Origin of the sequence: Streptomyces sp. NPDC003023 (genome assembly GCF_042888225.1) — a bacterium.
In the GTDB taxonomy this organism is placed as follows: domain Bacteria; phylum Actinomycetota; class Actinomycetes; order Streptomycetales; family Streptomycetaceae; genus Streptomyces.
Genome location: NZ_JBIAPL010000005.1, coordinates 160106 through 173039, shown reverse-complemented (window position 1 = coordinate 173039; position 12934 = coordinate 160106). Strand labels below are relative to the sequence as shown.

Here is a 12934-nt window from a genome sequence, read left to right as displayed (position 1 = left end):
GCCTGGTTCCGCCGATGGTTTCCCCGGGCACGCCTCGGCCGCGGCGGCTCCCCCTCCCGCGCCGCCGCGGCCGATCCCCGTCGTTGTGGCTTCGAAACAGCTCGGTCAGCCCTGTGGCGGCGCCGGCGAGTGGTGGTCGCCCATCGTGGTGATGGTGGCGTCGGCGGGCGGGACCGGCGAGTGGTGGTCACCAAGCGTCGTGATGGTGCCGTCCGCCGGCGGAACCGGCGAGTGGTGATCGCCCAGAGTGGTGATCGTGCCGTCGGCGGGCGGGACCGGCGAGTGGTGGTCGCCCATGGTGGTGATCTGCTCGTCGTTCTTCTTGGTGTTGCTCATGTATCCGTCCCCCATGGGATCGACCGAGTGACTGAAGGTGGCCTTCCGCCCAGAGACTCCCCCGATGGCCGCCGGGCAGAAGGCCAGGTACCGGTCCGTTCGCCCCCCGACTCGTCGGACCGAACACAACCGAGAATGTCGGACGAGCATAAACAATCGATGAACGCCCTGGCCGGGGTATTTCAGGCGGCCCTGAGCGGAGCGGTGAGCAGCTGCCTGACCTCCTCGGCCTCGGCCGCTCCGGACTCCTCGTGCAGCAGCAGCGCCTCGCGCCAGCACGCCCGCGCCCGGTCCGCCTGCCCGAGACTCTCCAGCGCCCTGCCCAGTGTGGTCAATGTGTGCGCACGTGTCCGGTCGCCGCCGATGCAGCCGATCGCCAGCGCCTGTTCGGCGTGCTGGGCGGCCTGCGCGGGGCGTCGCGCCGAGAGGTGCGCCTGCGCGATCCGGAAGTGCGTGGTGCCCTCCCACAGCCGCTGCCGGTTCGCCTCGAACAGGTCCAGCGCCGTCTCGAGTTCGCTCAGTGCCTCCGCCGGCCGGTCCGCCCCGGTCAGCGCGATGCCGAGCGCGTACCGGGCGTTCGCCAGCCGCAGCGCGTGACCGATCCGGTCGTATATGGCCACGCCCTCCCTGGCCAGGGCGATGGCCTCCTCCGGGCGGCCGGTCACGACATGGATGCGGGACAGGTTGCACAGCGCGCTGGCCTCACCCGGCAGATTGCCGTCCTCCCTCGATCCCTCCATGGCCAGCCGCAGATGCTCCTCGGCCTCCGCATGCCGCCCCTGGTTGAACGCGATGATCCCCCGGTCGTTGTCCGACCAGTAGACCGGCGCAGGGTCGTTCGCGGCTCGAGCCAGAGCCGCGGCCTGCGCGGCCTGCTCGTCGGCCTCGTCGTAACGGCCCGCCACCAGATGGACGTTGGTCATCGAGGTCCGTGCCCGTCCCTCGGTCCGCGGGTCACCGGCGGTGCGCGCCGCCTCGACGGCCGCGCGGGCGACCGACTCGTAGACCTTCGAGTTCGCGCCGGACTCCGCGAGGTTCTGGGCCGCCCAGAGCAGATCCACCGCCCTGCGCAGCGCTGGGCCCAAGGACGCCTGCCGGGCGCAGGCGAGCAGGCAGTGGGCCTCCGCGTACAGCCAGTCCTGGGCGTCCTCCAGGTGCGCGAACCGCAGCCCGGCGTCGCCCGTCGGCTCCAGGTGTTCGACGAGCCGGTCGCCCGGCCGTTCCATCGCGAAGACCCGCGACGCCGTCGCCAGGTAGAAGTCCAGCAGCCGCGACAGCGCGGCCTCCCTCTCCGAGGGGGGCTGCTCGTCCCGCTCCGCACATGCACGCGCGTAGAGCCGCACGAGGTCGTGGTACCGGTACCGCCCCGGCGCCGCGGACTCCAGGAGGGACGTGTCGACCAGCGCCTCCAGCAGATCCTCCGTCTCGTGCATCGGCAGGTCCAGCACGGCCGCGGCCGCGGAGAGCGAGATGTCGGGGCCGTCCGCCAGGCCCAGCAGGCGGAACGCCCGTGCCTGGGCCGGTTCGAGCTGCCCGTAGCCCAGCTCGAACGTGGCCTTCACCGCCAGGTCGCCCGCCTGGAGCTCGTCCAGCCTGCGCCGTTCGTCGGCGAGCTTGGCCGCGAGGACGGAGACCGTCCAGGTGCGGCGGGCCGCCAGCCGCGAGGCAGCGATACGGATCGCCAGCGGCAGGAACCCGCACGCCGCGACCACGTCCAGCGCCGCCTTCCGCTCCGCGCCGACCCGTTCCGCACCCACGATCCGGGTGAAGAGCTGCAGCGCCTCCTCCGGTGACATCACGTCCAGGTCCACCAGGTGCGCGCCCGCCAGGTCGACCATCCGGACCCGGCTGGTGATCAGCGCGGCGCATCCGGCCGTGCCGGGCAGCAGCGGCCGGACCTGTGCCGCGTCGCGTGCGTTGTCGAGCAGCACCAGGATCCGCCGGCCGTCGAGCGCCGAGCGGTACAGGGCCGCCCGCTCGTCCAGGGTGTCAGGGATGGCGGAGTCGGCCGTGCCCAGCGCGCGCAGGAAGGCGCCGAGGACCGTCTCCGGCTCGGCCGCCCGGCTGCCGGTGCCCTGGAGGTCCACGTACAGCTGTCCGTCGGGGAAGTGCTTGCGGGCCTGGTGCGCCACATGGACGGCGAGCGTCGTCTTGCCGACGCCGCCGATGCCCGCGAGGGCGGACACCGCCATCACGGAGCCGTCCGCCGTGGCCAGCCGACTGCCCAGCTCCTGCACGGACGGCACCCGCCCGGTGAAGTCCGGCACGGTCGCGGGCAGCTGCGCGGGACGGGTCACCTGCGGTGCGGGGGCCGGCTCCCCGCTGGGGCGGGCCAGTTCCGCGTCGGCCTGAAGAATTCGCTGCTGGAGGTTGGACAGCTCGGGCCGCGGGTCGACGCCCAGTTCCTCCGCGAGCAGCCTGCGGGTGTCGGCGTACACGGCGAGCGCCTCCGCCTGCCGGCCGCTGCGGTACAGCGCGAGCATCAGCAGCTCGCGCAGCCGCTCCCGCAGCGGGTGCGTCGCGGTGAGCGCCGTCAGTTCGGAGACTGCCTCCGCGTGCCGGCCGACCTCGAGGTCGATGTCGAGCCGGGTCTCCAGGAGTTGCAGACCCCACTCCACGAGCCGGGTGCGCTGGTTCTCCGCGTAGGGGCCCGGCACGTTGGCGAGCGGTTCGCCGTCCCACAGGTTCAGCACCTTGTTGATCAGGGCCCGTGCCTGGGTGCGGTCGCCCGCCGCGTTCGCCTTGTAGGCCTCCGCGGCGAGTTCCTGGGCGACGGCGAGGTCGAGGGCCTCCCGCCCGATGCGCAGCGCGTACCCGCCGGACTCGCTGACCAGGTACTCCGAGGTGAGCGCCTTGCGCAGCCGGGAGGCGTAGGTACGGACGGCGGCGAGGGCCTGCGAGGGCGGCTCCTCGCCCCAGATGGCGTCGATCAGTTCACCGGCCGTGGCGGTGCGCCCGTCGCGGAGCAGCAGCGCGACCAGCAGGGCACGCTGCTGCGGCGAACCGGGCGGCAGCGTCTGCGCGCCCCGCCGCACCCGTACCGGACCGAGCACGCTGAAGTGGAGCTCGGCGTCTTCGCTCGCGAGCGGAGCGCGCTGGTTCGGTACGCGTGGCCCGCTGTCACGGTCCATGGCTGCCCCCTGCTGGTACTGCCGGTACTACCCGGAATCGCCCTCGACAGTCTGCCTTGTCGGGGGTGGCCGCGTCAGCAGTGGGGCCGGTCGGTCTGCGGCTTGACCGGGTGATCGGCGCAGCCGCGCTGATCAGGGGCGACAGACCGTGCCGGGCCCCGGGACGGCGGGTGAGAGCAGTTCGGTGACCGTGACGAAGGTGTAACCGCGTTCCCCGGGGCCGGAGATGATCCCGGGCGCGGAGGGAACGGTTCCGTCGTGGATGCCGTGCGGCAGGGTGACGCCGTCGCGTCCCGCCCGGTCTCCGTATGTCGGTCCGCGTAGCTGACGAACCGTCAGATCGGCGCTATCTTGAAACCATGGAGACCTTCCCCAGGATCATCTCGGTGGACGACCACACGGTGGAGCCGCCCGGCGTCTGGCGGGACCGGCTCCCGTCGAAGTACGCCGGCACCGGCCCGCGCACGGTCCGCGCCCCGTTGAAGGAAATGACCTTCATGGGCGGCAGGTTCGCTCCCGTGATGGGAGCGCCCGGCGACGACGGCCCGATCGGCGACTGGTGGGTCTACGAGGACCTGCACCGGCCCCTCACCCGCCTCGACACCGCCGTCGGCTACGACCGCGACGAGATCAAGCTGGAGATCATCACCTACGAGCAGATGCGCCCCGGTTCGTACAGCGTTCCGGACCGCCTCGCCGACATGGACGTCAACCATGTCCAGTCCGCGCTCTGCTTCCCGACGTTCCCGCGCTTCTGCGGCCAGACCTTCACCGAGGCCGCCGACCGCGAGCTCGGGCTGCTCTGCGTCCGCGCGTACAACGACTGGATGGTGGAGGAGTGGTGCGGCCCCGAGGCGCACGGCCGGCTCATACCGCTGACGCTCGTCCCGCTGTGGGACGCGGAGCTGGCCGCCGCCGAGGTCCGCCGCAACGCGGCACGCGGCGTACGTGCCGTCGCCTTCTCCGAGATACCGCCGCGCCTCGGGCTCCCCTCCGTCCACACCGACGACTGGGACCCCTTCTTCGCCGCCTGTGACGAGACCGGCACCGTCATCGCCATGCACATCGGCTCCTCGTCCAAGATGCCGTCCACCTCGGCGGACGCGCCCCCGGCGGTGGGCTCGACGATCACCTTCGCCAACTGCTGTTTCTCCATGGTCGACTGGCTGATGAGCGGCAAGCTCGAACGGTTCCCCGGTCTGCGGATCATGTACGCGGAGGGCCAGATCGGCTGGATCCCGTACATCCTCGAACGCGCGGACGTCGTCTGGGAGGAGAACCGAGCGTGGGGCGGAGTCGCCGACAAGGTCACCCGCCCGCCGTCCGAACTCTTCGCCGAGCATGTCCACGGCTGCTTCTTCGACGACGCGTTCGGCCTGAAGAACCTCGACGCGATCGGTGTCGGCAACGTCCTGTACGAGACGGACTACCCGCACTCGGACTCGACCTGGCCGAAGTCGAGGGAGGTCGGCGAGTCCCAGATGGGCCACCTGCCCGCGGACGTCGTCGAGCGGATCGTGCGGGGCAACGCGATCGACCTGCTGGGTCTGACCCCCGAAGGGCTGTGGCCGGGGCCGTAGCAAATCGCGTTGAGCGTTCGCCGTGTCCCGTGCTAACCCTGTCGTGATCAGGACGGACGACAGGGGGCGGGCGGCATGGTGCTCGGTGGACTGGTGAAGCTGCGGGCGATGGACGCGGGGGACGCCGACGCGCTGTGGCGGTGGAACCACGACCCGGACGTCATGCGCTGGATGGACGACAACCATCCTTCGTCCCTGTCGCATGTGCGGAAGTGGCTCGAGGAACGGCCGCGCAACACGTACGGCGATCTGCTTCTCGGGGTGGAGGTACTGAGCGACGGCCGGCTGATCGGTCTCGTCGCCCTGCGCGACACGGAGCCCGAGACCGGTATCGCGGAGCTGGACATCTATCTCGGCGAGAAGGACTACTGGGGCAAGGGCTACGCCACCGACGCGATGCGCACCGTGTGCCGCTACGGCTTCGACAAGATGCGACTGCACAAGATCACGCTCACCGTCGTGACGGAGAACACGGCCGCCCAGCAGGTCTACCGGAAGGTCGGCTTCGTCGAGGAGGGCCGTCTGCGGCAGTCCTTCCGGCGGGACGGCGTCTGGTACGACCAGTTCACGATGGGTCTGCTGGCGGGCGAGCTGCGCTGACGGCCGCGTCGGCCGCGTCGTACGCCTGCTTCCCGGGCGCCCCGGCCACCGGCACCATCGGGGCATGACACTTTCCATTGCCGAAGCCGACAAGATCCTCTTTGACAACTTCGCTCCCTGGGTTCTCGAACTCGGACTGTCCGTCCAGGAGGCGGGCGAACTCCACGCCGTACTGCGGCTGCCCTGGTCCGACCGGCTGGCCCGTGAGGGCGGAGGCATGAGCGGACAGGCACTGATGGCCGCCGCCGACACCGCGACCGTGATCGCCGTGTCGTCGGCCCGCGGCTCGTTCGTGCCCATGACGACCGTCCAGCAGTCCACCAGCTTCCAGCGCGCGGTCGTCGGCGCGGACGTGCTGGTGGACGCCCGGATCACCAAGCTCGGCAGGCGGATGGCGTTCGCCGAGATCACGATGACCGCGGAGGGGGCGCCGGAGCCGGCGGCCCGCGCGTCGACGGTGTACGCGCTGATGGGCTGAGGTCCGGGCCGCGGGCCTCTTGCCTGATGCGGCGGAAGCGATGACGATGGCCCTCGCGCAGTTTTTGACGTACCGTCAGATGTGAGGGAGTCCCCCATGGTGGCGTACGGGATGCAGCTTCCGGTCCAGTCGCAGAGCACCCTCTACACCGAACCCTGGGAGGCCTGGGCCGGGCCGGGCGATCTCCTGGAGATCGCCCGCACCGCGGACCGGACCGGTTTCGACTACGTCGCGGTCTGCGACCACGTCGCCATTCCCCGAAGGCTCGCGGACGCCATGTCCACGGTCTGGTACGACCCGGTCGCGACGCTCGCCTTCCTCGCCGCCGTGACCGGGCGGGTGCGGCTGCTCAGCCATGTGGCCGTCGTCGGGCTCCGGCACCCCCTGGTGACCGCCAAGCAGTACGCGACCCTCGACCACCTCAGCGGCGGGCGGCTGATCCTCGGAGTCGGGGCCGGTCACGTACGGGAGGAGTTCGACGCGCTCGGCGTCGACTTCGACGCGCGCGGACCCGTCCTCGACGAGAGCGTCGACGCGCTGCGCGCGGCTCTCGGACCCCAGGAGTACCCGGAGTTCGCCGGGGAGCGGTTCGCGTTCAAGGACCTGGGGCAGCGGCCGCGGCCCGCCCAGGCCCGCGTCCCGCTCTGGGTGGGGGGCTCCTCGCCCGCCGCCGTGCGCCGGGCCGCGCTCAAGGCGGACGGCTGGCTGCCGCAGGGCGACCCGCGCGACAGGCTGCCCGCGCAGATCGCCCGGATCCGGGCCCTGCGGGAGGACGCCGGGATCGAAACCCCGCTCACGATCGGTGCCATCACCGAACCGCTCTACGTCGGCGAACCGGCCTGGCCCACCGGACGCGGAACCCTCACCGGCAAGCCGACAGCGCTCGCGGAGTCGCTGCGCGCCTACGCGGGGATGGGCGTGGACCAGATCCAGGTCCGCTTCCGCAGCCGCGGCGTCACCGAACTCACCGACCAGATGGCGGCATTCGCCGCCGACGTCGCCCCGCACCTCGACTGACCAAGGAGAGCAGGCATGGGCAAGCTGGACGGACGCGTCGTCCTCGTCACGGGTGCGGCGCGCGGACAGGGGGAGCAGGAGGCCCGGCTCTTCGCCTCGGAAGGGGCGAAGGTCGTCCTCGCGGACGTGCTCGACGAACTGGGCGAACCGCTCGCCAAGGAGATCGGTGGGCTCTACGTCCATCTCGACGTGAGTCAGGAGGCCGACTGGAGCGCCGCCGTGGCCGCCGCGAAGGGCGCCTTCGGGAGGATCGACGGCCTCGTCAACAACGCGGGCATCCTCCGGTTCAACGAACTGGTCTCGACACCGCTCGAGGAATTCCAGCTGATCACACAGGTCAACCAGGTCGGCACCTTCCTCGGTATCCGCACCGTCGCCCCCGAGATCGAGGCGGCCGGCGGCGGCACGATCGTCAACACCGCCTCGTACACGGCGCTGACGGGTATGGCGTACGTCGGCGCCTACACCGCCTCCAAGCACGCGATCCTCGGCCTGACGAGGGTCGCGGCGCTGGAACTCGCGGCGAAGCGGATCCGGGTCAACGCCGTGTGCCCGGGTGCCGTGGACACACCGATGAGCAACCCGGAAGGAACGGACCCGGGCGCGATCGAGGACCTTTACCGGACGCTCGTGCCGCTCGGCAGGGTCGGACGGGCCGAGGAGGTGGCGAGGCTGGCGCTCTTCCTGACCGGTGAGGACTCCTCCTACATCACCGGACAGCCGTTCGTCATCGACGGCGGGTGGCTGGCCGGCGTCAGCGTTCTCTGACGAGGTTTCTGACGACTCGTCAGCTATTGACTGTGCGGACACCGGATGGAACAGTCGGCGGCATCCAGAACTGACGGGTCGTCAGGTCCGTCGAAGCCTGAAGGCGGTGAACCCCCTTGGAATTCGGCATCTTCGTTCAGGGATACCTCGGCAAACGCGCGGAGACCGACCCGCTGGCCGAGCACAAGGCGCTGATGGAGGAGACCGAGTACGTCATCCAGGCCGACAAGTCCGGGTTCAAGTACGCCTGGGCCTCCGAACACCACTTCCTGGAGGAGTACTCACATCTGTCGGCCAACGACGTCTTCCTCGGCTACCTCGCCCACGCGACCGACCGGATCCACCTCGGCTCCGGCATCTTCAACCCGCTGGCCCCCGTCAACCACCCGGTCAAGGTCGCGGAGAAGGTCGCGATGCTCGACCACCTCTCGGAAGGCCGCTTCGAGTTCGGCTCCGGCCGCGGCGCCGGATCCCACGAGATCCTCGGGTTCATGCCGGGCATCACCGACATGAACCACACCAAGGAGATCTGGGAGGAGACGATCGCCGAGTTCCCCAAGATGTGGCTGCAGGACGAGTACGCCGGCTTCCAGGGCAAGCACTGGTCCCTGCCGCCGCGGAAGATCCTCCCCAAGCCGTACGGGGCCGCCCACCCGCCCATGTGGTACGCGGCCGGCTCCCCGTCCTCGTACGCCATGGCAGGCAGCAAGGGCCTCGGGGTACTGGGCTTCAGCGTCCAGAAGGTCTCCGACATGGAGTGGGTCATGGAGTCCTACAAGACGGCCGTGAAGGACGCGAAGGCGGTCGGCGCGTTCGTCAACGACAACGTGATGGTGACGTCGACGGCGATCTGCGCGGAGACACACGAACGGGCGGTCGAGATCGCGGTCTCCGGCGGCCTGAACTACCTGCAGTCGCTGCTGTTCCGCTACCACGACACGTTCCCGCGCCCCGAGGGCATCCCGGAATGGCCGGAGCTGCTGCCCGAGTACACGGCCGAGATCATCGAGCTGCTGATCGCGGAGGAACTGATGATCTGCGGCAGCCCCGGCGAGGTCCTGCGCCAGTGCAAGCGGTGGGAGCAGGCGGGGGCCGACCAACTGTCGTTCGGCCTCCCGATCGGGGTGTCGTACGAGGACACGATGACGACGATCCGCCTGATCGGCGAGCACGTGATCCCCCAGATCGACACGGACCCGATCCACCGCACGACCCGGTTCCGCGGGGGCGCGGGCGGCTGAGCGCCTCCGCCGCGCCGGATGTTCCGGGGGCGTCGCCCCCGGACCCCCGCGCCTCGATCGGCGGCGGGGCCGGGTGGGGCGGAGCGGCACTTCCAGCCCGGCCGGCGTTTGAGGCCACCGCGCGAAGCGCGGTACGCCGGGCGGCGACGGGACCGGGCGGAGCCCGCCACGCGGCGGAGCCGCACATGGGTACAGCGGGAAGGGGCGGGTAGGGGAACGGCTCCGCGCAGCGGCCCACCCCCATACGCGTCCCCACCCCTCCCCACCCACGCGGACGGCGTCTTCCCGGACCGCCGTCCGTACCGGCCCGGCCGGAGGAGCCCGTAGCGCGGTCGCGGCCGACCGCCGAGCCTCCGACCGGGCCGCACCCGGCCCGCGACGCCGGACACCCGGCCTCAACGCCGCACCCGCGCACCCGCGCACCCCGCACCTGAACCGCCGCACCCGCACCCGCGTACGCGCGCACCCGCACCCCACCTGAACAGAAGGGGACGCCATGCCCGCCCACCTCATCCGCAACGCGACCGTCGTCGACGGCACCGGCGCCCCCGCCCGCGTCGCCGACGTCGGCATCGGTGACGACGGCCGTATCGCCGTCATCGCGGAGCCCGGAAACGCTCCCGAGGCGAGGACCACCGAGGACGCCACCGGCCTCGTCCTCGCCCCCGGCTTCGTCGACCCGCACACCCACTACGACGCCCAGCTGTTCTGGGACCCGTACGCCACCCCGTCCCTCAATCACGGCGTCACCACCGTCGTCGGCGGCAACTGCGGTTTCACCCTCGCCCCGCTCAACCCGGAGCGCCCCGGCGACGCCGACTACACGCGCCGGATGATGTCCAAGGTCGAGGGCATGTCCCTCGTCGCCCTGGAGGAGGGCGCCCCCTGGAACTGGCACACCTTCGGCGAGTACCTGGACGCCCTCGAAGGCCGCATCGCCGTCAACGCGGGTTTCATGGTGGGTCATTGCGCGCTCCGCCGGCATGTGATGGGCCCGGACGCGACCGGCGGGCAGCCGACTCCCGCCCAGCTCGAGGCGATGCTCGCCCTTCTCCACGACGCGATGGACGCCGGTGCCTGGGGGCTCTCGACCACCCAGTCGTCGACCCACTCCGACGGTGACGGAATGCCGGTCGCCTCCCGGCACGCCCTCCCCGCCGAACTCCTCGCACTGTCCAGGGCGGTCGGCGAGCACGAGGGCACGCAGCTCGAGGCGATCGTCGCCGGCTGCCTCGACCAGTTCGGGGACGACGAGATCGACCTGCTCGTCGAGATGAGCGCCGCCGCGGGCAGGCCCCTGAACTGGAACGTCCTGACCGTCGACGCTTCCGTACCCGAACGCGTGCCCCGCCAACTGGTGCCGTCCGAGCGAGCCCGCAAGGCCGGCGGCCGGATCGTCGCGCTCACCATGCCGATCCTGACGCCGATGAACATGTCGCTGGGCACGTTCTGCGCCCTCAACCTCATCCCCGGCTGGGGCGAGATCCTGTCGCTCCCCGTACCGCAGCGGATCGCGAAGCTCCGTGACCCGGCCGTCCGCGCCGAGATGCTGCGCCGCGCCGAGTCCAAGGAGGCCGGAGTCTTCCGCCGTCTCGCGCACTTCGGCCGTTACGTCATCGGTGACACGTACACGGCACAGAACGAGGGCCTGAGCGGTCGCGTCGTCAGGGACATCGCCGCCGAGCGCGGTCAGGACCCGTTCCACTGCCTGGTCGAGATCTGCGCCAACGACGACCTGCGCACGGTTCTGTGGCCCATGCCCGCCGACAACGACCCGGACTCGTGGGCGCTGCGCGCCGAGACGTGGCAGCACGAGGACGTCCTGCTCGGCGGCTCGGACGCGGGCGCGCACCTGGACCGGATGTGCGGCGCCCCGTACACGACCCGCTTTCTCGGCGACTGTCTGCGCGGCCGGAAACTCGTCGGCCTGGAGCAGGCGGTGAGGATGCTGACCGACGACCCGGCCCGCCTCTTCGGGCTGCGCGACCGGGGCAGGATCGTCGAGGGGCACCACGCCGACCTGGTGCTTTTCGACCCGGAGCGCATCGACGCGGGTCCGGCGACCCTCGTGCACGACCTGCCGGGCGACAGCCCGAGGCTGGACGCGAAGGCGATCGGCATCGTGTCGGTCCGAGTGGGCGGCGTGGAGACGATACGCGACGACCGGCTCACCGGTGCCGTGCCGGGCACCGTGCTCCGCTCCGGCCGTGACACCAGGACGGTGTCGACCCGGTGAGGGAGCAATTGTTCATAGGTGGCGAGTGGGTCGAACCCGACGACGGCCACTACGCGGTGGTCGACCCGGCCACCGAGGAGATCGTCGGACTCGCGCCCGAGGCGAGCCGCGCCCAGGTCCACGAGGCCGCGCGCGCCGCCCGTGAGGCGTTCGCCGCGTGGTCCCGTACGAAGCCGGAGGAACGGGCGGCGATCCTCGACCGGGCCGCCGACCTCGTACAGCGCGACTGCGAGGCGTACACGGAACTCGCCCGCGCCGAGAGCGGGGCGACGACGGCCACCGCCCGCGGTATGCAGGTGGCGGTCGCCGCGGCTCGCTTCCGCCGTTATGCCAGGGGCGCGCTCGAGCCGGTCGAGCAGCCGCTGCCCCCGCAGATCAACGCCGCGGGTCCGATGGGGAAGGCGGCCGTGCTGGGGGCGCTCGCCGTACGCCGCCCGGTCGGTGTGGTCACCTGCGTCACCTCGTACAACAACCCGTGGGCGAACGCGGCCGGCAAGGTCGCACCGGCGCTGGCCATGGGCAACACGGTGGTCGTGAAACCGGCACCGCAGGACCCGCTGTCCGTGTACCGCATGGCGGCGGCGCTGCGGGAGGCGGGCGCCCCGCCCGGCACGGTCAATGTGGTCACGGGCTCCGCGGCGGCCGTCGGCGAGGCCGCCGTCGACTCCCCGGACGTCGACATGGTCAGCTTCACCGGCTCGACGGCGGTGGGGCAGCGCATCGCGGAGGTCTGCGGCCGCGGGATGAAGCGGCAGCTGATGGAGCTGGGCGGCAAGGGCGCGGCGCTCGTGTTCGACGACGCGGACCTCGGCGCCGCGGTGCGCGGGATCGGTACGACGTTCTCCTTCTACAGCGGCCAGATCTGCACGGCGCCGACGCGGGTGATCGCGCAGCGCGGTGTGTACGACCGGCTGGTGGACGGTCTCGCCGCCTTCGCGGGCGCTCTGCGGGTCGGCGACCCCGCCGACCCCGCGACGGTCGTCGGCCCGGTCATCTCGGCGGTGCACCGGGACCGGGTGGAGTCGTACGTCCGGCTGGGCAGGAAGGAGGGCGCCCGTCTGGTCACGGGCGGCGAGCGCCCCGCGTACGACAAGGGCTTCCACGTCGCCCCCACCCTCTTCGCCGACTGCACGAACGACATGCGGGTCGTACGGGAAGAGATCTTCGGCCCGGTGGTCGTCGTGGTCCCGTTCGACGACGAGGAGGAGGGCGTCGCGCTGGCGAACGACAGCGACTACGGCCTCATCGACTACGTCTTCTCCGGTGACGTGGCGCGCGCGTTCCGGGTGGCGGGCCGGCTGCGGGCGGGCGGGGTGGGGGTGAACACGATCGGCAGGAACATGGAGGCGCCGTTCGGCGGGTTCAAGAGAAGCGGTGTGGGCCGGGACGTCGGCTCGTACGCGCTGCACGCGTACAGCGAGCTGCAGTCCGTGGTGTGGTCGGGCTGAGGGCTGAGGGCTGAGGGCTGAGGGCTGAGGGCTGGGGGCTGAGGGCTCAGGGCGGAGAAGCCGGTACGGCCGGGGCGCCGGGAGGAGGCCGTGGGCACC

The 12934-nt window shown here is 71.5% G+C and carries 10 protein-coding genes; 8 read left to right on the top strand and 2 right to left on the bottom strand.

From position 1 onward, the window contains the following. Nucleotides 1–105: 105 nt before the first annotated feature. Both ACFYV1_RS18800 and ACFYV1_RS18795 read right to left on the bottom strand, forming a co-directional pair. Nucleotides 106–336, bottom strand: coding sequence for a hypothetical protein (locus ACFYV1_RS18800; protein ID WP_389396611.1), 231 nt, complete (start codon nt 334–336; stop codon nt 106–108). A 182-nt stretch (nt 337–518) separates the two neighbouring features. After that, nucleotides 519–3467 carry a BTAD domain-containing putative transcriptional regulator gene (locus ACFYV1_RS18795; RefSeq protein WP_389396610.1) on the bottom strand — a complete coding sequence of 983 codons (2949 nt, stop codon included), beginning with the start codon at nt 3465–3467 and terminating at the stop codon, nt 519–521. Between the two features lie 359 nt (nt 3468–3826). Here ACFYV1_RS18795 and ACFYV1_RS18790 point away from each other — a divergent pair, with 359 nt between their 5' ends. The 8 genes from ACFYV1_RS18790 to ACFYV1_RS18755 all read left to right on the top strand — a co-directional run bounded on the left by ACFYV1_RS18790 (nt 3827) and on the right by ACFYV1_RS18755 (nt 12835). Continuing rightward, on the top strand, nt 3827–5047 hold the full coding sequence (locus tag ACFYV1_RS18790; protein ID WP_389396609.1) for an amidohydrolase family protein: 1221 nt from the start codon (nt 3827–3829) through the stop codon (nt 5045–5047). Between the two features lie 75 nt (nt 5048–5122). Then, nucleotides 5123–5647 (top strand): GNAT family N-acetyltransferase, encoded by a 525-nt coding sequence (locus tag ACFYV1_RS18785; RefSeq protein ID WP_389396608.1) that lies wholly within the window; start codon nt 5123–5125, stop codon nt 5645–5647. Between the two features lie 64 nt (nt 5648–5711). Continuing rightward, entirely contained in the window at nt 5712–6125 is a 414-nt protein-coding gene (locus ACFYV1_RS18780; RefSeq protein ID WP_389396607.1) for a PaaI family thioesterase, read from the top strand. Between the two features lie 96 nt (nt 6126–6221). After that, nucleotides 6222–7142, top strand: a complete 921-nt coding sequence (locus ACFYV1_RS18775; RefSeq protein WP_389396606.1) for an LLM class F420-dependent oxidoreductase — start codon at nt 6222–6224, stop codon at nt 7140–7142. 15 nt (nt 7143–7157) lie between these two features. Next, nucleotides 7158–7910 (top strand): SDR family NAD(P)-dependent oxidoreductase, encoded by a 753-nt coding sequence (locus tag ACFYV1_RS18770; protein ID WP_389396605.1) that lies wholly within the window; start codon nt 7158–7160, stop codon nt 7908–7910. 116 nt (nt 7911–8026) lie between these two features. Next, nucleotides 8027–9151 carry an LLM class flavin-dependent oxidoreductase gene (locus tag ACFYV1_RS18765; RefSeq protein ID WP_389396604.1) on the top strand — a complete coding sequence of 375 codons (1125 nt, stop codon included), beginning with the start codon at nt 8027–8029 and terminating at the stop codon, nt 9149–9151. Between the two features lie 496 nt (nt 9152–9647). Next, nucleotides 9648–11387 carry an amidohydrolase family protein gene (locus ACFYV1_RS18760; RefSeq protein WP_389396603.1) on the top strand — a complete coding sequence of 580 codons (1740 nt, stop codon included), beginning with the start codon at nt 9648–9650 and terminating at the stop codon, nt 11385–11387. After that, nucleotides 11384–12835 carry an aldehyde dehydrogenase family protein gene (locus tag ACFYV1_RS18755; RefSeq protein WP_389396602.1) on the top strand — a complete coding sequence of 484 codons (1452 nt, stop codon included), beginning with the start codon at nt 11384–11386 and terminating at the stop codon, nt 12833–12835. The genes ACFYV1_RS18760 and ACFYV1_RS18755 overlap by 4 nt, the downstream gene beginning before the upstream one ends. The last annotated feature ends 99 nt before the right edge of the window (nt 12836–12934 follow it).